The 21,918-nt window shown below is 62.5% G+C and carries 21 protein-coding genes and 1 tRNA gene; 14 read left to right on the top strand and 8 right to left on the bottom strand.

Features of this window, described 5'->3' with window-relative positions; genetic code table 11:
• Positions 1 to 74: 74 nt before the first annotated feature.
• The 3 genes from BW940_RS07855 to BW940_RS07845 all read left to right on the top strand — a co-directional run bounded on the left by BW940_RS07855 (position 75) and on the right by BW940_RS07845 (position 3,840).
• Positions 75 to 2,171, top strand: coding sequence for an acetate--CoA ligase family protein (locus BW940_RS07855; RefSeq protein WP_076608639.1), 2,097 nt, complete (start codon positions 75 to 77; stop codon positions 2,169 to 2,171).
• On the top strand, positions 2,168 to 3,310 hold the full coding sequence (locus BW940_RS07850) for a phosphotransacetylase family protein (protein ID WP_076608638.1): 1,143 nt from the start codon (positions 2,168 to 2,170) through the stop codon (positions 3,308 to 3,310). Before BW940_RS07855 ends, BW940_RS07850 begins: the two co-directional genes overlap by 4 nt.
• Positions 3,311 to 3,546: 236 nt before the next feature.
• Positions 3,547 to 3,840, top strand: a complete 294-nt coding sequence (locus BW940_RS07845) for a PRC-barrel domain-containing protein (RefSeq protein WP_076608707.1) — start codon at positions 3,547 to 3,549, stop codon at positions 3,838 to 3,840.
• 4 nt (positions 3,841 to 3,844) lie between these two features.
• On the opposite strand, the gene BW940_RS07840 is transcribed toward BW940_RS07845, so the two are convergent.
• Positions 3,845 to 5,293: a DHH family phosphoesterase gene (locus tag BW940_RS07840; protein WP_076608637.1), complete on the bottom strand. Its 1,449-nt coding sequence runs from the start codon at positions 5,291 to 5,293 to the stop codon at positions 3,845 to 3,847.
• 171 nt (positions 5,294 to 5,464) lie between these two features.
• Between BW940_RS07840 and BW940_RS07835 the strand changes: the two genes are divergently transcribed.
• A tRNA-Lys gene (locus tag BW940_RS07835) sits at positions 5,465 to 5,538 on the top strand.
• Positions 5,539 to 5,726: 188 nt separating this feature from the next.
• On the opposite strand, the gene BW940_RS07830 is transcribed toward BW940_RS07835, so the two are convergent.
• Positions 5,727 to 7,262: a hypothetical protein gene (locus BW940_RS07830; RefSeq protein WP_449406676.1), complete on the bottom strand. Its 1,536-nt coding sequence runs from the start codon at positions 7,260 to 7,262 to the stop codon at positions 5,727 to 5,729.
• 305 nt (positions 7,263 to 7,567) lie between these two features.
• Between BW940_RS07830 and BW940_RS07825 the strand changes: the two genes are divergently transcribed.
• The 5 genes from BW940_RS07825 to BW940_RS07805 all read left to right on the top strand — a co-directional run bounded on the left by BW940_RS07825 (position 7,568) and on the right by BW940_RS07805 (position 11,333).
• The gene (locus BW940_RS07825) at positions 7,568 to 8,233 is read left to right on the top strand and encodes an MBL fold metallo-hydrolase (protein WP_076608635.1); all 666 of its coding nucleotides are present in this window, start codon (positions 7,568 to 7,570) and stop codon (positions 8,231 to 8,233) included.
• Positions 8,234 to 8,463: 230 nt separating this feature from the next.
• Positions 8,464 to 8,985: a molybdopterin-guanine dinucleotide biosynthesis protein B gene (locus BW940_RS07820; RefSeq protein ID WP_076608634.1), complete on the top strand. Its 522-nt coding sequence runs from the start codon at positions 8,464 to 8,466 to the stop codon at positions 8,983 to 8,985.
• Between the two features lie 147 nt (positions 8,986 to 9,132).
• A complete protein-coding gene (locus BW940_RS07815) occupies positions 9,133 to 9,807 on the top strand; it encodes a helix-turn-helix domain-containing protein (protein WP_076608633.1) in 675 nt (224 codons plus the stop codon).
• A gap of 213 nt (positions 9,808 to 10,020) precedes the next feature.
• Entirely contained in the window at positions 10,021 to 10,788 is a 768-nt protein-coding gene (locus BW940_RS07810; protein WP_076608632.1) for an enoyl-CoA hydratase/isomerase family protein, read from the top strand.
• Positions 10,789 to 10,856: 68 nt separating this feature from the next.
• A complete protein-coding gene (locus BW940_RS07805; RefSeq protein WP_076608631.1) occupies positions 10,857 to 11,333 on the top strand; it encodes a hypothetical protein in 477 nt (158 codons plus the stop codon).
• A gap of 231 nt (positions 11,334 to 11,564) precedes the next feature.
• On the opposite strand, the gene BW940_RS07800 is transcribed toward BW940_RS07805, so the two are convergent.
• The 3 genes from BW940_RS07800 to pyrB form a co-directional block, all read right to left on the bottom strand.
• Positions 11,565 to 12,404 carry a hypothetical protein gene (locus tag BW940_RS07800; protein ID WP_076608630.1) on the bottom strand — a complete coding sequence of 280 codons (840 nt, stop codon included), beginning with the start codon at positions 12,402 to 12,404 and terminating at the stop codon, positions 11,565 to 11,567.
• Between the two features lie 359 nt (positions 12,405 to 12,763).
• On the bottom strand, positions 12,764 to 13,252 hold the full coding sequence (gene pyrI / locus BW940_RS07795; RefSeq protein WP_076608629.1) for an aspartate carbamoyltransferase regulatory subunit: 489 nt from the start codon (positions 13,250 to 13,252) through the stop codon (positions 12,764 to 12,766).
• Positions 13,245 to 14,195 carry an aspartate carbamoyltransferase gene (gene pyrB, locus BW940_RS07790; RefSeq protein ID WP_076608628.1) on the bottom strand — a complete coding sequence of 317 codons (951 nt, stop codon included), beginning with the start codon at positions 14,193 to 14,195 and terminating at the stop codon, positions 13,245 to 13,247. Before pyrB ends, pyrI begins: the two co-directional genes overlap by 8 nt.
• A 213-nt stretch (positions 14,196 to 14,408) precedes the next feature.
• Between pyrB and BW940_RS07785 the strand changes: the two genes are divergently transcribed.
• The gene (locus BW940_RS07785; RefSeq protein ID WP_076608627.1) at positions 14,409 to 15,035 is read left to right on the top strand and encodes an RAD55 family ATPase; all 627 of its coding nucleotides are present in this window, start codon (positions 14,409 to 14,411) and stop codon (positions 15,033 to 15,035) included.
• A gap of 98 nt (positions 15,036 to 15,133) precedes the next feature.
• Here BW940_RS07785 and BW940_RS07780 read toward each other — a convergent pair whose 3' ends face one another.
• The gene (locus BW940_RS07780) at positions 15,134 to 16,099 is read right to left on the bottom strand and encodes an FKBP-type peptidyl-prolyl cis-trans isomerase (RefSeq protein WP_076608626.1); all 966 of its coding nucleotides are present in this window, start codon (positions 16,097 to 16,099) and stop codon (positions 15,134 to 15,136) included.
• Between the two features lie 88 nt (positions 16,100 to 16,187).
• Here BW940_RS07780 and cyaB point away from each other — a divergent pair, with 88 nt between their 5' ends.
• A complete protein-coding gene (gene cyaB, locus BW940_RS07775) occupies positions 16,188 to 16,733 on the top strand; it encodes a class IV adenylate cyclase (protein ID WP_076608625.1) in 546 nt (181 codons plus the stop codon).
• A 94-nt stretch (positions 16,734 to 16,827) separates the two neighbouring features.
• Positions 16,828 to 18,033 (top strand): methionine adenosyltransferase, encoded by a 1,206-nt coding sequence (locus BW940_RS07770; protein ID WP_076608624.1) that lies wholly within the window; start codon positions 16,828 to 16,830, stop codon positions 18,031 to 18,033.
• 36 nt (positions 18,034 to 18,069) lie between these two features.
• On the opposite strand, the gene BW940_RS07765 is transcribed toward BW940_RS07770, so the two are convergent.
• Together BW940_RS07765 and BW940_RS07760 are read right to left on the bottom strand one after the other, a co-directional pair.
• Positions 18,070 to 18,750 (bottom strand): DUF4336 domain-containing protein, encoded by a 681-nt coding sequence (locus tag BW940_RS07765; protein ID WP_076608623.1) that lies wholly within the window; start codon positions 18,748 to 18,750, stop codon positions 18,070 to 18,072.
• A gap of 106 nt (positions 18,751 to 18,856) precedes the next feature.
• Complete coding sequence (locus BW940_RS07760) at positions 18,857 to 19,195, bottom strand: DUF7344 domain-containing protein (protein ID WP_076608622.1); 339 nt, start codon at positions 19,193 to 19,195, stop codon at positions 18,857 to 18,859.
• 231 nt (positions 19,196 to 19,426) lie between these two features.
• On the opposite strand from BW940_RS07760, the gene BW940_RS07755 reads away from it, so the two are divergent.
• Complete coding sequence (locus tag BW940_RS07755) at positions 19,427 to 20,656, top strand: MFS transporter (protein ID WP_076608621.1); 1,230 nt, start codon at positions 19,427 to 19,429, stop codon at positions 20,654 to 20,656.
• 78 nt (positions 20,657 to 20,734) lie between these two features.
• On the top strand, positions 20,735 to 21,913 hold the full coding sequence (locus BW940_RS07750; protein WP_076608620.1) for a tRNA sulfurtransferase: 1,179 nt from the start codon (positions 20,735 to 20,737) through the stop codon (positions 21,911 to 21,913).
• Positions 21,914 to 21,918 lie beyond the last annotated feature (5 nt).

Here is a 21,918-nt window from a genome sequence, read left to right as displayed (position 1 = left end):
CAACGAACACACGTGTGCCCAATGGGTGGGAGCAGGGCACGCCTTTAATTCCTCTCGGGTCGACTCATCGAGCGATGGGACGGTTATCCGCGTTGTTCGATCCCGAGACCGTCGCCGTAGTCGGTGCGACCGACCGCGACGGTGCTGTCGGCCGCGCGATCCTCGAGAACCTACAGGACGACTTTGTAGGCGAGGTCGTGCCGGTAAACCCCAGTCGCGACGAGATCCTCGGGCTCGAGTGTTATGCAGCTGTGTCGAGTGCGCCGCCGATCGATCTGGCGGTCGTCGTCGTCCCGCCCGATATCGTGATCGAGTCGATCCGCGATATCGCCGCGGCCGGGACGAAAAACGTCGTTGTCATCACCGCCGGCTTCTCGGAGACGGGCAGCGAGGGAGCCAAACGCGAGCGCCAACTGCGCGAGCTCGCCGACGAACACGACCTCAACGTCGTCGGCCCCAACAGTCTCGGGATTATGTCGACACCGAACGAGATGAACGCCTCTTTTGGCCCCGAAACCGCCCTCGAGGGCTCGATCTCGTTTATGAGCCAGTCCGGCGCGTTCATCACGGCCGTCCTGGACTGGGCCAACGAGCAGGGGATCGGCTTTCAGGACGTCGTCTCGCTTGGCAACAAGGCCGTCCTCGACGAGACCGACTTCGTCCGTGAGTGGGGTGATGACCCTGACACGGACGTCATCATCGGCTATCTCGAGGGGATCGACGACGGAGGAGCGTTCATCCAGGCGGCCCGCGAGGTGGCCGAGGAGACGCCGATCGTGCTCGTCAAATCCGGCCGCACTGACGCCGGCGCACAGGCCGCCTCCTCACACACGGGCGCGATTGCCGGCAGCGAGCGGGCCTACGAGGCCGGCCTCGAGCAGGCCGGCGTGATTCGGGCCAACTCCGTCCAGGAGCTGTTCGACTATGCGCGGGCGCTGTCGGGACTGTCTGAACCCGATTCGAACGGCGTTGCGGTCGTCACGAACGCGGGCGGCCCCGGCGTGTTGACGACCGACGCCGTCGGCGACGCGCGCCTCGAGATGGCCGACTTTACCGACGAGACGCTCGACGAACTGCGCGAGGCGATGCCCGAGGAGGCAAACGTCTACAACCCGATCGACGCCATCGGCGACGCCGACGCCGAGCGCTTCGGTGAGGCACTCGACATCGCACTCGGCGATCCGAACGTCGGCAGCGCGGTCGTCGTCAGCGCGCCGACGGCCGTCCTCGAGTACGACACCCTCGCCGAGACCGTAATCGAGAAACGCGACGCGTACGAGACGCCCGTCGTCACCTCCCTGATGGGAGGACAGCGGGCCCGTGCCGCCGAGGACGTCCTCCGCGAGTTCGGGATCCCGAACTACTTCGATCCAGCACGTGCGGTCTCGGGCCTCGACGCGCTGGCTCAGTACCGCGATATTCGCGAACAGACGATCGACGAGCCCGAACGGTTCGACGTCGACCGCGAGCGCGCCCGTGAGATCTTGGCGCGCGCAGCCGACCGCGACGACAACCGGCTGGGCGTCGAATCGATGGCTCTCCTCGAGGCCTACGGCATTCCGACCCCCGACGGCGAGATCGTCGACGATCCGGAGCGGGCATGCGAGGTCGCGTCTGGGATCGACGGCGACGTCGTCATGAAAATCGTCAGCCCCGACATCTCCCACAAGTCGGATATCGGTGGCGTGAAAGTCGGCGTCGCCGACGACGACGTCTACGACGCCTACGAAGACCTCGTCGCTCGAGCGCGTAACTACCAGCCCGACGCGACGATCCTCGGCGTGCAGGTCCAGGAACTGGTCGACCTTGACGTCGCCACCGAGACGATCGTCGGAATGAACCGCGATCCGCAGTTCGGCCCGCTTCTCCTGTTCGGTCTCGGCGGCATCTTCGTCGAGATCCTCGAGGATACGTCGGTTCGGGTCGCCCCAATTGGCGAGAGCGAGGCCCACGAGATGGTCGAGGAGATTCAGGCGACGCCGCTGTTACGCGGCGCTCGCGGGCGCGATCCCGCAGATATCGATGCTATCGTCGAGACCATCCAGCGGCTCTCACAGCTGGTGACGGATTTCCCGGCGATCCTCGAACTCGACATCAATCCGCTCGTGGCCGGCCCCGATGGCGTACAGGCGATCGACCTCAGACTTACCGTCGACACGGAGACCCTATGACCGACACCGAACCCACGGAAACTGACGACGACACCGAGCGCACCGAACCGACCGACGCCAGCCCCGACACCATCCTCGTCAGCTCGCTCGAGGAAAGCACCGGCAAAACCGCCATCACGCTCGCGCTTGCCCGTATCGCACAGGGCGAGGGCGACAGCGTCGGCTACATGAAACCGAAAGGGACCCGTCTGCAGAGCAACGTCGGGAAAACCCTCGACGAGGACCCACTGCTTGCCCGCGAGTTGCTCGATCTCGAGGCGGAGATGCACGATCTGGAGCCGATCGTCTACTCGCCGACGTTCATCGAGCAGGCCATCCGCGGCCGCGAGGACCCGACGGAGCTACGAGCGCGCGTTTCGGAGGCGTTCGAAACGCTCGCAGACGGCACCGACCGGCTGTTTCTCGAGGGCGGTGGCGAGTACACCATCGGCGGCATCGTCGACCTCACTGACGCTGCCATCGCGGCCCTGTTGGATGCCCGCGTCGTCCTCGTCGCCCCCTACGCGGTCCCCAGCGACATCGACGACGTCGTGGCCGCGGCCGAGACCTTCGGCGACCGACTCGCTGGCGTCATCTTCAACGACATCGCAGACGCCGTCTACGATCCCCTCGAGACCGACGTCGTCCCCTTCCTCGAGGGGCAGGGGATCCCGGTCTTTGGCGTCCTTCCGAGCGAGCGGACGCTTTCGGGGGTGACCGTCGCGGAACTGGCGGATGAACTCGGTGCGTCGACGCTCGTCGACGCCGGACAAGACGCCTACATCGAACGGTTCACCGTCGGCGCGATGGGGGGCGACAGCGCCCTGCGTCACTTCCGCCGAACGAAAGATGCCGCCGTAATCACCGGCGGCGACCGCGCCGAGATCCACACGGCTGCGCTCGAGGCCCCCGGCATTCGGTGTCTCATCTTGACCGGCGGCCACCGGCCGTCGGGAACGATCATCGGACAGGCGACGGAGAGCGAAACGCCGATCCTCTCGGTACAGACGGACACTCTCACCACCGTCGAGCGCGCGGAGGACATCGTCCGAAGCGGGCGGACACGCAACGTCGAAACGGTCGACCGGATGGAACAGCTCCTCACCGACCACGCCACGGTCGATTCGATCCTGGGCGTCGACATCGAGGGGAGTCACTGAAGACAACGCACCCTCCATCGTTACCCGGTACGTGATCGGTGGCCCGTGTCAGACGGACTGCTGTCGTCAATTCCCGCCGATCACCGACCCTGTTTCTGGTGATCGGCGGTACATCGGTACAGCAGACCGTATCACCCGTGTGGATACCACACTGTTCTCGCCAAGACCGAGACCCGACGCTCGGTGACTGTCACGTCTGACCAAGAATTAAGAGTCCACCCTGCATGAAGCCAGACATGGACGATACTCCCCAGGAGATTACCTCTCTCGTCGGACGCGAGGTGTACTCGAACAACGGCGTCTTCGTCGGCGACGTCGAAGACCTGCGGCTGAACGTCGACGGCGAAGCCGTGACCGGACTCGCACTCGGCAACTTGAACTCCGAACTGTTCGCGGATGCCGCCCACGGTGGTCAGGGCGTCATCGTCCCCTACCGATGGGTCCGGTCCGTCGGCGACGTGATCCTGATCAACGACGTTGTCGAACGGGTCCGCAAACCCGACGACGAAGAAGACGAACTGATCGCGTAACGATCTAGCTGCCGTTCGAGCCTTCGCTGCCATCGACGCCCATCGCGTCGAACAGCGTCCGTTTGACCGCTTCTTCGGTCAACTCGAGCAGCGTGTCCCGGGTATCCTCCGAGATTTCGATGCCAGTGAAAATGCCGAGTGGGATCTCGGCGCTGGCCTGTGTCGAGTGGCCCGCCGTCTCACCCATCTCGCCGTAGGCGTCCTCGAGCACCTTGCCGATGTTGATGCGGATGTCTTTCGAGCGCCCCGCGAGGAAGATCGTCTCGTCGGCGATGCCGAAGACGGCGGTCGTGGTGACGCCCTCCAGATTCAGCAGGTGACTCGCGGCCTGGGTCAGCGCCTCCCGATCACGGACTAAGCCGGCGTTGGAGACGAGATGACTCCCCTGGACGTCGCGGTTGGCGATCGCTTCGGCGAGGACGTCGAGCGTTTCGGGAGACATCGACGGCGACTCGACTTGCTCCAAGGTATCGTGGTTCGCAAACGGGTAGAGATAGGCCGCGGCGGTGAGATCGGCGGGGGTCGTGTCGCGTTTGAAATCCAGCGTCTCCGCGCGGATACCGTATAGAAGCGCCGTCGCGACTTCCTCGGAGACGTTCATATCGAACTCTTGGATGTACTTCGTCATGATCGTCGACGTCGAGGACATGTTGGGTCGAATGTCGACGAACTCCGGTTCGAACTCCGCGTCGGATTCGTGATGGTCGATGACGATATCGACCGGGAGATCCATCTCCGTCGACGTCGCGTGATCGACGAGTGCGACGGTGTCATATATCGAGTGATCCTCGATTTCGTCCCACTGGACCAGATCGATCCCCAGCAGATTGACGAACGCACGGTTCTCCTGGTGGCCGACATCGCCCAGATAGATGATATCGGAGTCGATCCCGAGATGGTCGGCAACCGCCTGTAACGCCGCCGCGCTGGCGATCGAGTCCGGATCCGGGCTGTCCTGGGTGACGATCGCCAGTCGCGTCTCCGTCTCCTCTAACAGCTGGGCGAGTTTGCCCGCGTTGTACTCGAGTTCGCCCGACTCGAGGGCACGCAGCGCCGACTCGGCGATAACCGAGGAGGGGTTGATGACGATGTCCGCGCCGAGTTCCTCGAGTTCGTCCCCGGAGACGGGATCGCTCGCGCGGGCGACGACGAACTGGGTGTCGTCGGCGGCTCTGATGTGTTCGACGGCGCGTTTGTTCGATTCGACGTCCGAGGCGAGGATGAGAACAACGTCGCGGTCGGCGACGAGTTCGGCCGCCTCGGGCTCGCGGATGTCTGCGGTACGGGCGTCTAAGTCTTGATCGCGGAGTGACTCGACACGACTCTCGTCACGATCGATGATGCGGACGTCTTTGCCCTGTTCGACGAGCTCCTCTGCGACGGCGTAGCCGACGCTCCCACAGCCCAAGATCGCGTAGTCAGAGATCGACGAGATTGTAACCCCCGTACTCATTGGTCGAGTGGTCGGCCCGACCACACTTAATGCTCCCGAAGAGTATTACATCATGACGGATTTGTCGGGGAATGAGCGGGTGACTCGAGGCAGCACAGCGCCTGTTGCTCTCTGGCATAACGCCGCCCAAAGGAAACGTATTTTAGTTCCTATCCGAAAGTATGTGGTACAGGGCCGGTAGCTCAGTCCGGCAGAGCGTCTGACTCTTAATCAGACGGTCGCGTGTTCAAATCGCGCCCGGCCCGCTTTTGCCACGAGCAAACTCGCGAGTGGCAAAACGGCTCCGCGGTTTGAACTAGACCAGAAAGGTGCAGCGGAGCGAGCATTTCTGGGCGGAGTTCACAATCGCGCCCGGCCCGCTTTTACGCCGAGCAAAGCGACTCGAGCGAGTCGAATCACGAGGCGATCACACACAGCGGCGGTATCGACGACGTCATCGATCGTCGCGGACGCCGTCGGGGAACTCGTTATCAGCGAGCGATACCGACCCGGAGTCACTCGTAAGACGGAGTGAGGAGCCGTCCTCGAGCGATCGGCCGACACAGTTCTCGATCCGGACGCCGTCCGCGCCGTTGACGACGATCGGCGTGTGTGTCGTCTCGAACTCGCTATCGGCGACGAGGGAATCCTCGCCGCGGAGTTCGAGGCCGCGTCGCTTATCATCGCCCGACTGCTCGATCGAGAGATCGACGAACCGGCACGCGTTTCGCTCGCAGAAGATCGCGTGACGATTTCTGGTCCCCCTGGCGTCGCCGGTGATCTGAACGCCCTCAAGATCGACCACACCGGCGTCTCGGCCGAGAATCCGCACTGCATTGGCGCTCCCGTCGATGTCGATATCGACGCGCTCGATGGATGTCGGCCCCGCTCCGGCATCGATTCGAATGCCGTTGTTCGGCTGCTGACCGATGGTGAGTTGTGAGTTCGTAATCGACGTTTCGTCGACGTCGCGCATGATCCTAATCGCGTCGCCGTTGGGCCGCGGCAGATCGACGATGAGGCCGTCGAGTTCGAACTGATCCCCACCGTCGAGTCGGATCGCGTGTTGGCCGTTCGATCCATGTGGGTTCTCGTCGATGACGACGGTCGCGTCCGCGATCTTCCCGGCTGTTCCGCTGAGACGGATCGAGGCCGTCCCGCTGTTCTGGAAGCGGCCGCCGTCGACACCGACTCGACCGGTCTCGTTCGACGCGTACAAGCCGTTGTCCGGGAATCCGCCCAGCGTACAGTTCCTGAAAACGAGCGTCCCGCGGTGGTGTTGATTGACGGTGATGCCGGTCGCACCGCGCCACATGTTCCCTTGGTTTGGTGTTTCGTCGATGTGGGCAGCACCGTCGGGCGCACGGAAGCAGTGGACGAGGCCCTCGCCGTCGGGGTCGGTGACGTTGAACAGTCCCGGCCCCCACGTTCCGCTGTCGTGGACGCCGTAGACTGTGACGTCGCGAACGGAGAGACCGTCTTCGACCTCGGCGTTGATAACTCGAATCCCCGTCTCCGCGGCGGTCTGGTCGACGTCGAACTGCTCGAATCGGAGCTTGCGACCGGGATTGTCACTGGTGCCCAGCCGGAACAGGCGATACTGTGGGCCGTCGAACTCGTGATAGGTCGCCGGAACCAGTGTCGCGTTCTCGCCGACGAAGCCGACGTTCTCGAACCCGGTGAACCGCAGTTGTTCGTCCATGTAGTACCGCCCCGGCGGGAATTTGAGGAGCGTGTCGTCGTCGACGAGGTCTCGCAAGACTGGCGTGATCGATTCGGTGCCCTCGGTATCCGCCCCTTTTTCGGCGACGTCGACCACGGTCTCGTAGCCTTCCTCGAGACCGTCTGCGGACGCCACACCGGCGACCGAAAGCGTCCCAAGCCCGACGAGACAGCCTCTCAAATACGACCGTCGACCGAACTGACGGTGTGAATTGTTCGAAGTCACGTCTGCCGTTCGGCGATATACTATATTATCTATATCTGTCATAATCCGTCCCGAAACTGTCACAGTATCCGAACAGTTTGTGAAACGGTTCTGGTGCGGAAACGATCCCCCGGAAGCGATAGGTGGCACAGCGGCCCTTCGAGCGCTTCCCAGAGAAGTACGCGAATAGGTCGGCACTAATGACGAGTGCAACAGTTGTGCTGATTCGAAGGACAATAGTGACGTCAGTACTGACAAATAACCGACTGTCAAGAGATACATCAGAAACCTATCCAGTCGGTCGTCTCGATATCGTGACCGCTTGTGACGAAATATAAGAACTACGACTGCGTATGTCTCGAGCGAGCATGCCTGTCACCCATGACGGAATCACGTTCGAGCGACTCGGCCACGCAAGCAAACGCCTCGAGACCGACGATGGACTCGTCATCTACGTCGACCCGTGGAGCAACGTCCTCGAGGGCGAGCCAGGCGACGGCGATATCGTGATGGTCACCCACGACGATTTCGATCACTACGATCCGGACGGAATCGAGGCCGTTGCGGGGCCGGATGCCACGGTCGCGGTCTACGAGGCGGTCGACACGGCCGACCTCGCGTTCGACGTCATCGACCTGCCCCTCGAGGGCGAGACGACCGTCGACGGGATCGACGTGCAGACAATGCCCGCCTACAACGACCCCGAGGGCGACCACGTCGACGACGATGGGAACCCGTTCCACGCTGAGGGAGAGGTCATCGGCCTCGTTCTCACGCTGTCGGGGACGACGATCTGTTTCCCGTCGGATACGGACGTCCTCGAGCACCACGAGTCGATCAGCGCGGACGTACTTGTGCCACCGATCGGCGGCACTTACACGATGGACCGCCACGAGGCGGCAGCGTTGGCTCGCAGCATCGAGCCCGACCTAGTGTTGCCTGAACACTACGACACGTTCGAGGCGGTCGAAACTGACGCCGAGGCCTTCGCCGAGGAACTCGAGGCCGACGGGATTCGCGTCGAACTGTTCTGATACCGCGGCTGTCCCCGTGTCTTGACGTGACCGTCTGCCGTTCGTGGCCGCGCCGGAACTGCACGTCCGGGCAGCGACACCCGGCTGGCGACGAGACTCCCGATGACGTACAGCCGCGTTCGGAGGCGACGCTCGAGCCACAATCGTTCGACTGCCGGTCGAGCCTCGAGCGCAGTATCGAACGCAACCGGTCGAACAAATCTTGTATCCGCCACCCAAACCCAGCCACAATGAGCCAAGAGCCGACAGTTCGGGTCGTCTGTCTCGCCGGGCCGAGCGACTCGGGAAAGACCACGCTCGTTGAGCAGCTCGTGCCAAAACTGGCCGCGTACGGGCGCGTCGCAACGGTCAAATCGATCCACCACGATATCGAGATCGATACGCCGGGTGCCGATACCCATCGCCACCGAACGGCGGGTGCCGAGACCGTCGTCGGGATCACCCCCGAACTCACCTTCGACATCAGCACACACGGAAAACGGGACCCACCGCCAGCACCCGACGGTGACCGGTTGCCCGAGTCCAACGATCACGAACTGCAGGCGCTTGCGAGCACGCTCGTACGCCTCGAGCGACGGGGCTATGCGTTCGTCGTCGTCGAGGGCTTTACAACAGCCCCACTGCCGACGATTCTCGTCGGAGACCGCGATCCGGCTGCGGTCGGCGGCGAGGTGGTCGGCCACAGTACGGACGGGATCGACGACCTCGTGGAGGCGATCCTCGAACTCGAGCCGCTTGCGCCCCTCGAGTGACCCACCACGAGGGCCGTCGGACGGCGGCCGAGGTGCCGACCCCGTAAGCAGTACAATTGATCAGCGATCGTGTTATTCGCCATTGTCGTTGCTAATCGCTTTGGAAATGGGGTTATCTGGATCCTCGCTGTACCACTGTCTGAACACATGACCTCAATCGCAGACATCGAGATTCCAGCCGATGGAACCGGAACCGGAGAACTGTTCGAGGCGGTCCCGTCGCTGACCTGTGAGATGGAGCGGGTAATTGCCTCGAGTGGCCACGGGCTGTGGCTCTCAGGACCATCGCAGGACGCGATCGAAACCGCACTGGACAAGGCTGGCGCGGTCGGTGCGTACTCGCTGATCAATAGCGACGACGACAACGATCGGTGGCTGTACGACATCGAGTTTGAACCCGACACCATCGATGTCTTCGAAGTCGTCCTCGAGGAAGGCGGAACCGTACTGAGTGCTTCGGCCTCGAGTGACACGTGGTTGCTGAGCATTCGGTTTACTGACCGTGACTGTGTCAGTTCGCTCTACGATCGGCTCGACGACGAGGGAGTGACACCGACGGTCGTCCGGCTGTTCGATCTGGCCGAGGAAGCCAGCTCACAGTGTGGGCTCACCACCCGACAGTACGAAACGCTCGTCGCAGCGATCGATCACGGCTACTTCGAGATTCCCCGCGAAGTATCGATGCAGGAACTCTCCGAGGAGCTGGATATCTCCCATCAAGCTCTGTCAGAACGGCTTCGTCGGGCCTACCGGGCTCTCGTCACGTCGGAACTGAACGTCTCCGAAAACGAAACCGTCGCACCGCCGATGCCGTCCGACTGAGACGGTCTGTTGTCCATAGACTGGTGGGCCCGCCGGTCGGTCGTCGATTCGGACCGTGACACGCCCACACCCACGTCCTCCGTCCCGCTCGATGTTGTTCACGGTGGCTCGGCCACCAGCCGACACCAGTTACTCGAGTGGCACCACAGTGGACCGCTGAACATCCGACGATCAACAAGTACCATTATTTATCGTGCGGATAACCGTTCGAGCATGAACGTCGACAGTGACGACGGAATCTGCCGGATCGCATTCGACCGACCGGGCGCGCTCAACGCGCTCACGAAAGAGACGGCCATAAGCCTGGCCGAAACGATCGAAGCTGCCTCGGTCGAGGAGTACCACGCGATCGTCATCATGGGCGAAGGCGATGCCTTCAGCGCCGGCGGCGACATGCAGGCGCTGTCGCAAGCCCCCGAGTCGACCCGGGATGCCTACGAATCGGTCACCGACACGTTCGGCCGCGTCGTCGAGGCGATGCTCGAGTGTCCCGTTCCGATCGTCGCGAAGGTCAACGGCGACGCTATCGGGGCTGGGCTGGCGATCGTCGCCCTCGCGGACATCGCCTACGCGGCCGAGGACGCAACCTTTTCCTGTGCGTTCGTCCGCGTTGGGCTGATCCCGGACACCGGCGGCACGTTCATGCTCCCACACATCATCGGCCTGCGAGCCGCAAAGCAACTCGCGTTCACCGGCGAGTTCTTCGGTGCCGAGCGGGCAGCCGACCTCGAGTTAGTCAACGACGCGGTCCCTGCCGCAGAACTCGACGATCGAGTCGACGAAACCGTCGCCCAACTGCGCAAGCGGCCGACGGAGATCATCGGCCTGATGAAACAGGCGATGCACGAAAACATGGCCCGTCCCTGGTCGGAGGCACTCGATTACGAGAACCTGCTGCAGGTACAGGCCCGAACCACCGACGCCCACGAAGAGGGTGTCAGCGCCTTCCTCGAGGGTCGAGAACCGGAGTTCGAGACGTAGGCCAGTCGCCGTCGCAAGCCAACGCAAGCACCACCAACTTCCTTCCGGTAGGCGTTTGGTATATTGCAATGATATCTGAGTTTACTGACGACGACATCGGCAAGCGCGTCGTCAACGCCAACGGCGAGGAAGTCGGGCTCGTCGCGGATGTCGAGCACGGCACAGCACACGTCGAACCGGATCCCGGAATTACCGATACGATCAAAGCGAAACTCGGCTGGGGCGGAACCGACGAAGACGCGTACCCGCTCCAGGAGGACTCCGTCGCTCAAGTGACAGACGATGCGGTTCACCTCGAGAGCGACCTCTCGGGAACAGGCGGCGGTGCCACCAGCACCAGCCGTTCGACCGGGATGGAAACAGACAGCGGGCGAGAGACCGATCGAGACACGGGGATGCGTGACGACGACCTCATCGGTGACGATGACGATCAGGGTATGACGGACGATGACGACGATCTGATCGGTGACGACGATAATGAACTGATCGGCGATGATGACGACGACCTCATCGGTGACGATGACGATACCACCCGAACCCGATAGCCACCCGTCGGACGACGACTCGAGCAGCGATCTGTCAGTTGATTCTCGACCCGTTGCCTTCGTTCGATAAGCCACCTCGGACGGCGAGTTACCACTCGAGTCGACGAGTCACGATGCTCCATCTCGCTCGAGCGGTCGTTTCGAGGCCCAGCCATCGGCGAGACGCCATGTCAGCGGGATGCATGTCGAAAACGGGACGATACCAACTCCTGAGACGGACGACCGGCGTTATCAGGTGTCCGTTTCCGGATCGCCGTGTGTCACACCGTCTCGTTCGTCCGCCCGCATACGCCGTAGCGCCCCTCGTGCGTTGCTCGCCTCGTAGCCAAAGAAGACGTTGTTTCCGTAGGCCTCGGCGACTTCGGTCGCGTGAATCAACTTATCGATATCGATGTTTACCGCGTATAACTCGATATTGAACGGCGTCTCGAGTGCGCTTTCGAACCCCTTCGCGATCGTCTCGAGCCAGTAGGTCGTCTCGTAGGCCATGTCGTACAGCGGGACGACGAACTCGTCGACGTGTTCCTCGAGAGCCTCGAGATCGATGCCGGCCCGTTCGTAGAGATGGCCGGGATACGGGTCGGGGTACAGCGTCATGTAGACGCGGCCAGGGATGCGATCGACGGCTTCCTCGACGAACTCGGTGATGACGCTGGCGCGCCACTCGAAGCGATCCTCGTACTCGCTCGCTTTGAACGACTCCTCGCAGACGCCACAGCGACAGTACTCGGCTCGCGGAAATCCGATGTCGTCGAGGCGGACGTCCTCGTTGGCCTCGACACAGTCGTCGATGATGTCGAACAGGCCCTCGCGATAATCCTCGCGGCTCGGACAAATATAGGCCCAGTCGAAGTACGATCGATCCCGCGTGGCCGGTCGTCCGAAGTCGTCGACGGCGATGAGCGACGGATCGGCGTCCGCGGCGGCGTTGTCGCCGAAACAGGACACCATGTTCACACCGTCTTCGATCGGTTCGGCGGACCGGCCGGTCACGTCTTTGACTTCGTAAAATCCGCGGTCGAACTCCGGCCACCGGACTTCTTCAGCGTTACGCGTGACGACGCCGTACATAGCTTATCGTACGGCGCCGCGTTCGTAAGCCGTTCGGAATCGAACGGGGAGTGTCGCCTCGAGACGTTACTCTGCTGGTTCGTACTCGATCTCTTCGATATCGACGTCCGAAGAGTCGCCGGAGACGACTTTCCAGAGGACAGCGATAACGAACAGGGCAACCAGGATTTTGACTGTACGTGACATGTACGCCTAGATGGTCGGCCGGTGTACACTTAGATATTCTGGATAGTTCTCTGGGTGCGAAGGACGGACTCCCTGAGTCGCATTCGACCGATCGCCAGAGCGACGGCCGTTCGATGCGTTGTCGACGGTTTTGCTGATCGTTGGCAGTCGGTCGCGCGTTCGAACGACCGCGATCAGGTATCGATCAGCGACGGGATCTCGTCCCGAACGATCGTCTCGCAGTAGGCACACCGCACACCGTCGTCGAGCACCTCGAACCGGGATGCCACCGGCTCGTCACCGGTCGAGATACACGCCGAGTTCGGACAGGAGAGCACCCCTTCGACGACGTCAGGGCGTTCGACGCGGTGTTTTTCGACCACTTCGTACTCACGGATAATATTGATCGTCGCGTCCGGGGCGATCAACGAGAGGACGTCGACTTCGTCCTGACTGAGCTCGCGGCCCTCGACTTTGACGATGTCTTTGCGCGCAAATCGGTCCGAAGGGACGTTCATCCCGATCGAAATCTCCTCACCGTCAGTGCCGTCGATCCCAAGGATCGCCAGCACGTTCAGTGCCTGGCCGCCACGAACGTGGTCGATGACGGTCCCGCTTCGGATCTTGCTGACCCGCAGTTCGTGGTCGTCCTGGCCGTCGTGGTGGTCGTGGTTCTCACTCATCGGTCTCACCTCGAGTGTCGGCGTCGCTGTTGTTTTCGAGCAGTATATCGAGCAGTGCCATCCGAACCGGAATGCCGTTGTGGGCCTGTTCGAAGTAGGCCGCGTGGTCGGTGTCGTCGATCTCCGGGGCGATCTCGTCGACCCGTGGCAGCGGGTGCATCACAGTCAACTCGTCGCGGGCGTCCTCGAGCGTCTCGAGGTCGATCTGATACTCGCCGGCGATCTTCTGGTACTCGTTTTCGTCGGGGAACCGCTCGCGTTGAATCCGGGTCACGTACAGCACGTCCAGCGAGGGGAGGATCTCCTCGAGCGAGTCGTGTTCGCGGATCTGTGTGCCGCCGCCTTCCTGATGAAGGTCGAAGACGACCTCGCGTGGCAACTGGAGGCTCTCGGGACTGATGAAATGCTGACGGGTGTCGAAGTTCGTCAGCGCGTAGGCGAGCGAGTGGACGGTCCGGCCGTACTTCAGGTCGCCCATAATCCCAATTGTGAGGTCGTCCAGCCCGGCGTTCTCCCGGATCGTATACAGGTCGAGCAGCGTCTGTGTGGGATGGTGGCCCGCGCCGTCGCCAGCGTTCAACAGCGGGACGTCGACGAACTCACCGGCCATGGCGGCCGACCCCTGTTTTGGGTGGCGCAAGACGAGTGCGTCGACGTAGCCTTCCGTGACGCGGACGGTGTCAGCGAGCGTCTCGCCTTTTTTGACGCTCGAGGACTCGATCGAGCCCATGTCGACGACGCTGCCGCCGAGGCGTTTCATCGCGGTCTCGAAACTCATCTTCGTTCGCGTGCTGGGCTCGAAAAACAGGAGTCCAAGCACCGAGTTCGCGTGTCGGTTGGCGACGGCCGACGGATCGGCATCGATCTCGGCCGCCCGGTCGAGGACGGTCTCGATGTCCGCCCGTGAGAGTTGTTTGCTCGTGATGAGGTGATCGTGGCGCATTCGTTCGTGTTGGCTCTTGCTGTGCCCTTGAATCTCTCCATTCGAACTCGCCATGACTCGAGTGATACGTGATGGCGACGACACGAAGCGGGTTCCGGTACCACCATCGGTGTCGGCTGACTCTCTCTTTTTCTGCGTACACTATTCTTAAATAACTGATTGAACATGAAACCAAAGAGTTATTCGGACGCTGCAGTAACTGGTCACAATTGAATGGTCGGGCGGCTAGATACCGGAATCGACGTGCTGGATCGGAAGCTCGATGGCGGGTTGCCACCGGGCTGTATCGTCGCCTACAGCGCTGATCCGGCCAGTCAGTCGGAGCTACTCTTATACGAGCTAACAGCTGCCCGCGGGACGCTGTATCTCACGACTGAACGCTCTGACGCCGCCGTCGATCACGCAATTGATGTCTCCCCATCTGCAGTCGGCAGTCCGACCGTCAGACAGGTTACCAGCGCCGACCCGCTCGAGGAGGCAACCCGGCTCATCCGCGCATTGCCCGACGGCGCGAACCTGATTATCGACACCATGGACGTGTTGGAGCGAACCGACACCGACGAGTATATCAAGTTCTGTAACGACCTCAAATCGCAGATGCTCGAGACGGGCTCGATCGCCGTGTTACACTGCCTGAAAAGCGAGTCGACCCCCGAAAACCGTTCTCGGACGATCCATATGGCCGACGCCGTCTTCGATCTCCGGACGAAGATCACGGGTGCCGAACTCGAGAGCCACCTCACGATCCCGAAGTTCCGCGGCGGCGGCCAGCCGACCGAGGCGATCAAACTCGAACTCACGGAAGAAGTGGCGATCGACACGAGCCGGGATATTGCCTAATCCGGAGCCGAACGCGTTTCTCGACCGGTCTCGAATGTGACCCAGCAACGACTGCTGGTGCTACCCCTGGTTGTCGACCCGAAAAGAACGGAACCGGCTTACTCGTCTGCGCCTTCGAGTTCGTCGACGATTTCGTCGGCGTCGACGTCAGCGTCCTCGAGGGCCTCCTCGATGTCGCCGCCGCCCATACCGCCCATGCCGCCCATCATACCGCCCATTCCCATGCCACCCATGCCGTCGATGACTTCCTGGACAATGACGCGGTCGACACCGATCTTCTCGATGATGTCCTGGCCGATCTGCTGTTTGCCCATCATCCACTGCTGGTTCATGGTCATCTGTGGCGTGGCCTCGAGGTAGACCGTCTCCTTCTCGACGGTTTCGGTCTCGAACTCGGGCTCGGCGTCCTCGTCATCGTCGTCGGACTCGACGGGGACTTCCTCTTCGACTTCGTCCGTCTCGATCCAGAGCTCGGGCTCCATCCCGAGGTACATCTCGAACAGGCCGGCGGCCTGCTGTTCGCGGTCGTCGACCTCGTCGAGAATCTCGTACTCGTACTCGACGTCCTCGCCCGCAAGCGGGTGGTTGAAGTCGACGCGGGCGCGGCCACCGATGATCGTGCTAATATAGCCCTGCTGGCCGTCGACCTGCACGTTCGCACCGGGGTAGCGGTCGTCCTCGTCGATCTTCTCGGCGCTGATGGTCTGGACGTCGTCGGGGTCGTACGCGCCGAAGGCATCCTCGGAATCGATCGTCACGGTTCCGGAGTCGCCGACTTCGCTGCCGACGAGTGCCTCTTCGACGCCGTCGAAGATGTGGCCCTCGCCCAGCACGATCGTTCGGGGCTTGAACTCCTGGCCCTGGTCGTCGACACCCTCTTCCTCGGCGACGTCGGGGTCGGTCGTGTCGACCAACTGGTCGCCGTCGGCGGTGTATGCGGTGTAGTCGATCTCGACGAAGTCGCCGTGTTGAAGCCCCTCGGCTTCTTCGGTTTCCTCGTCGTCTACTGCTGCTTCGACGTCATCGGCCTGCTCCTCGAGCTCGGCCTCCTGATCCTCGGTCATACGTTGTACGTCCCGCCGTCTACATTTAAGGTCGACGTTTTTGCCCCAGAACGACCGATACTTACGATCGCTTCCCGTGGCCTCGGCCATGTACGAAGTCGAAACGAAGGTTCCCGCCGATCTCGAGGCCGTTCGAACACAGCTCGACGAACTGGGTGCGACTCGAGAGCGGACCATCGTGCAGGCGGATACGTACTACGACGCCCCGCACCGCGAGTTCGTCGAAACCGACGAAGCGCTGCGAATCCGCCGGGAGTCGACCCCCGAGTCGGGAGCTGAGGAGACACGCGTTACCTACAAGGGACCACTGCTGGACGGCGAATCCAAGAGCCGCGAAGAGTTCGAGACCGCAGTCGACGATGGCGAGACGATGGATGCCATCCTGACGAATCTGGGCTTTGCGCCCGCCGCGACGGTCCGCAAAGAACGCGACCGGTTCTCCTTCGATGGGTATACGATCACGCTCGATGCCGTCGACGACGTCGGCGAGTACGTCGAGGTCGAAACCGACGTCGAGCGCGAAGCCGACCTCGAGTCGGCCCGCGAGGGTGCCTACGACGTCCTCGAGCGGCTGGGACTCGAGCCGGACGACCAGCTTCGAACGTCGTATCTGGGGCTCTTGCTCGAGTCCTGAGCCGGACACCGCTCGAGTTCATATTACTGTTAGACATTTTTCACCCGATTTTGTTTCCGCAAGTTATAGAACCACGGTCCGCCAACGTCCGGTAATGAGTGAGCGGAACATTCGGGTCGAGCCGATCGACCGACAGGCAGTCGAAGACCAGGAAGTAGAGATCGTCGAGCGAAAGGGGATCGGCCACCCCGACTCGATCAGCGACGGGGTCGCCGAGGCCGTCGCCGGCGCGCTGGCCCGGGAGTATCTCGACCGCGTTGGCAAAGTGCTCCACTTCAACACCGACGAGAGCCAGCTCGTCGCAGGCGAAGCCGCACCCGCCTTCGGCGGCGGCGAAGTCGTCGACCCCATCTATCTGCTGATCGTCGGCCGTGCAACCAAACACTACAACGGCCAGACCATCCCCGCCGAGACCATCGCACTGCGGGCTGCCCGCGAGTACCTCGAGTCCGAGATCCCACAGCTCACCGTCGGCGAGGATATCGTCGTCGACGTCAGACTCGGCGAAGGCAGCGGCGATCTGCAGGACGTCTTCGGCGAGGACGAAGTGAGCGTCCCGATGGCCAACGACACGAGTTTCGGCGTCGGCCACGCGCCGCTGACCGAAACCGAACAGATCGTCCTCGAGTCCGAGCGCCGACTCAACGGCGAGTTCGCCGAGGAGAACCCGTACGTCGGAACGGACATCAAAATCATGGGCAAACGCGAGGGCGACGAGATCGACGTCACCGTCGCGGCGGCGATGATCGACGAGCATATCGCTGATCTGGACGCGTACGCCGAGGCCGTTGAATCCGTCCGCGAGTTCGTCGCCGAGGTGGCGAGCGAACACACCGACCGTGACGTCAACGTCCACGTCAACACGGCCGACGACTACGAGGAGGGCTCGATCTACCTGACCGTCACCGGCACCTCCGCCGAGCAGGGCGACGACGGCTCCGTCGGTCGCGGTAACCGTGCGAACGGCCTCATCACGCCCAATCGCTCGATGTCGATCGAAGCCACGAGCGGGAAGAATCCGGTCAACCACATCGGCAAGATCTACAACCTGCTTTCGACCGAGATCGCCGAGGAGGTCGTCCGCGAGGTCGACGGCATTCGTGACCTGCGCGTGCGCCTGCTCAGCCAGATCGGCCGCCCGATCGACCAACCCCACGTCGCTGACGTCCACGTCGTCACTGAGGACGGCGTCGAACTCAGCGACGTCGAAGCCGAGATCGAAGCGATCGTCGATACGGAACTCACAAACGTCACCGACATCACTCGTCGCGTGATCGACGGCGAACTGACGACGTTCTGAGGACGGCCTGTTCGACGGCGTTCGTTTTTTAACGATCTAGAGCAGCCAGTCGTATCCCTCGAGGACGGCCCGTTTGCCGCCAGTCTCGATGATCTCCCCGTGGCCGGGAACGACCCGATCGAACTCCCACGCGAGGACGTCCTGTATCGACCGGCGAAACGACTGCTCGTTTGCGATCGTGAGCCGGAACTCGAGCGGTGGCCCAACCTGCTTATAAACTCGCAATGCGCGGGCCACGAGCCGAGTCGTGAGCGGGCTCCCCTCGCTGATGTGGAAGCCGACGTCGCCGAGAATCACCGTTCGACTCGGGCGATGGAGGTAGGCGAGTTCGGTGAGCCACCGATGGCCGACGATCGCGACTTGATCGATGTCGGGAGCCCACCGTGGGTCGGGTGTGTCACCCAACAGCTGATCGAACTGGAGGTCGGGCCGCCGTGCGGGAAGTCCAGGTGCAGCCAGCAGTTCGGCGTCGGGATAGACAGCCCGGTACTGTTCCATGTAGAGATGCCCGTGGAGTTTGCTCGCCGGCGCGACGAAGCGCACGTCGCCGAGGTCGTCCAGTGCCGCTCGCAGTTCGGGAGTCAGTTCGGCCGGCGACTGGACGAAGAGCCCGCCGCTCGAGAGTCGAATCACGGACATGATACGGCCGAACTCGAGGCCGAGAAACCGAAGCGGTTCTTCGGACGTCCAGAATCTGTCGTCCCGTTGTTCGAGCATCTGTATTCGTCCGCTCACCACACGCGGATATACGTGTTCGTCGGTTCGCTCGAGGTGCACAACAGATGAAGATGACAGCCACGGCGGTCGGTGTAGGCGTGACAGACTATGGATTCCGATCTGGACGTTCGATGACCTTGGCCACGGTGAGAATGGCGTCCACCTCAGGGGGTGTGCCGGTAACGTCAACGACTCCTCTCTCAGGGTCATACTCGACGTATTCTGCTTCGGACGCTTTTGGCAGATCAGTATGACGGAGGCTACACTCAACGCGTTCGAACAATTCTTCCGGAATCGATTCCGGGACGCCCTCAGTCTCCCACTCGGTAACTTGCTCAGCGACCTCCTCTATGGGAACTGGCCCGCCTCGTTGCTCGAGATAATACAGCGCGTACCGTCGCCGCTCTTTGCTTAGAAGCTCGAATACTCGGTCTAACGACACCACGTGGGTTAGTATGCGTCTTCGTATGATAACGCTTGTCGAAGGTAACTGTCTCAATTACCGCGCAGCCGGCCGATACTGGCCTGCAGCGTGGGATTTTCGCAGTTCGAGTACGGCCTCGAGACGGAAGCGACGTGACCGAGTGAGCACCGCTTTCGATAGGCCCTTTATGCCACGCCTGTCAGAGACGCGTAGCGAGTTTCGACTCGAAACAGCGCTCGAGAGCGATTGCCAGTGTCCCTGCCATCAGCCAGTTCGAACCGGATCGTCCTCGCCGTCGTCGCGAGTACCTTCTTCGTCGGCTTCGGTGGCGGTGTCATCTTCCCGATCTTGCCGAATCTGGGCGAGGTGCTCGGTATCTCGGCGTTCATGGTCGGAGTCATCCTGAGCGCGAACCGGTTTACCCGGCTCGTAGCCAACGCGCCAGCCGGCGTCCTCATCGATCGCATCGGCACACGAACACCGTTCATCGCTGGGCTCGCGATCGAGGCCGTCGCGACGTTCATGTACGTCGTCGCGATCCTCTCATCGCTGCCCGAGTTCTGGTTTCTGATCGCCCGGATTCTCTGGGGGATCGGCAGCGCGCTCGTCTTCGCGACCGCGTACACGATCACAGCCGACGTCAGCGAGGCTGATTCTCGAGGGACCAGTATGGGCATCGTTCGCGCCGGCATCACGTTCGGCTTTCCCGCGGGCCTCGTTTTGGGCGGCGTCGTCAGTGACCTCTGGGGGAACGTCGAGGCGTTCGTTCTCGCGGCTTCGTTCGCCGGTCTCGCGAGCGTCATCGCCTATCTGATCGTCCCCGAAACCCACGTCGAAGACGAACAGGAGTCGGTCAAGCCGTGGGATCTCGAGACGACGCTGCCTGCGCTGACGATCGGGCTCGTCAACTTCGGGCTCTACTTCGCGTACATCGGCGTGCTCTTTTCGACGCTCGTACTCTTGCTTGGCGAGCGTTCGATCACGGTTTTCGGCCTCGATGCGCAGGGCTCCTCGGGGATGTTGATGGCGATCACGGTGCTCGCAGGGTCGGTGTTCACCCTCGGTGGCGGCGCACTGAGCGACTCCGTCGGGGCGCGCGTCCCCGTCATGCTCGCCTTTCTGGTGACCTCGTGTCTCGGCTTTGTCGTGTTGGCTTTCGGTTCGAGGGTCGAGGTCCTGGTCCTCGCCTGCATCCTGATCGGTGCCGGACAGGGCGGCGTCGGTGGCCCGCTGACGGCGCTGCTCGCGGATCTCACGCCCGAGGATCGCGTCGGTCGCGCGATGGGGACGAACAACGTCCTCGGGGACGTCGGCGGCGGCCTCGGGCCGCTGGTCTCGCTCCCGCTGATCGATGTCCTCGGATTCGAGTTGATCTACGGAATCAGCGCTGTCGTGCCGATGCTCGCCGGAGTCGTCCTGGTTGTCGGGATCTACGCTCACACGGGACGGCTGAGTCCGACGATCAGTGAGTCGGTCAACTAACCGTGATGGATGCTCACACGCGGTTCTCGGACGCTCGCCTCGTAATTCCCTTATAGCCCCGGTCATCTATGCCAGTTCATGCACCCGCCGGGAGCCGATACCGTCCTCCTCCGCCACGGGGACGTCAACACGAAGAGTAATGCGGTCAAGCGGTACATGGGGGAGTTGCTGGTCGAGAACATCGAAGCGCTCCTCGAGGACCGCTCGATCCCCGGCGACGTCCAACAGGGCTGGAACCGGCCGCTGATTCATACGACCGAAGCCGCCGTCGAGGATGCGGCCGCGGCCGCAGCGGACGCGTTCGGTGTCGTCTCCGCAAGCCCCACACTGGTCGTTAGTACCGAAAAAGCGCGGATCATCGAGGCGCTCGTCGAAACCGCTCACGAACACTACGACGGCGGGACGTTCGCCGTCGACGCACGCCGAGCGGACAAGACGCTCCCCTATGACAGCGAAGACCTCGCTCGAGACGCCGGCAACGCGATCTGGGACGCCGTCGAAGACGAGTTCGAGCCCGAAGTCGACCTCGACGACCCCGACCTCACCTTCGGCGTCGAGGTCAGGTCGGAGGTCGCGTACATCTACCTCGAGCACGTCTCCGGGCCGGGCGGGCTGCCGCTTGGCGCACAGGAGCCGGTGATCGCGCTGATCAGCGGCGGCATCGACTCGCCCGTCGCGGCCTACGAGATGATGCGGCGTGGCTGTCCTGTCATCCCTGCCTACGTCGATCTTGGCGACTACGGCGGCATCGACCACGAAGCGCGCGCGATGGAAACCGTGCGAAAACTCTCGCGATACGCACCCAATTTCGGCATGCAGGTCTACAAGATCCCCGGCGGCGAGACGGTCGACCTGCTGGTCGAAGAGATGAACCAGGGGCGGATGCTCTCGCTGCGGCGCTTTTTTTACCGGGCCGCCGAAACCCTCGCCGAACGCGTCAACGCCAACGGGATCGTCACCGGCGAGGCGGTCGGCCAGAAATCGAGCCAGACCGTCCGCAACCTCGGCGTCACCAGTCGAGCTACTCGGCTGCCGATTCACCGGCCGCTGCTGACCTGGGACAAACAGGACATCGTCGCCAAGGCTCGCGAGATTGGCACGTTCACCGACTCGACGATCAACGCCGGCTGCAACCGCGTCGCTCCTGACCGCGTCGAAACCAACGCCCGCCTCGAGCCGCTGCTTGCGGCCGAGCCGGACGACCTGCTCGAGCGAGCCGAGGAAGCGGCGACGAACGCGACTCTGATCGAGCCCTGATCCGT

Origin of the sequence: Natronorubrum thiooxidans (genome assembly GCF_900156475.1) — an archaeon.
GTDB lineage: Archaea > Halobacteriota > Halobacteria > Halobacteriales > Natrialbaceae > Natronorubrum > Natronorubrum thiooxidans.
The sequence above is the reverse complement of the archived record's forward strand: the minus strand, read 5'-3'. Positions and strand labels throughout refer to the sequence as shown.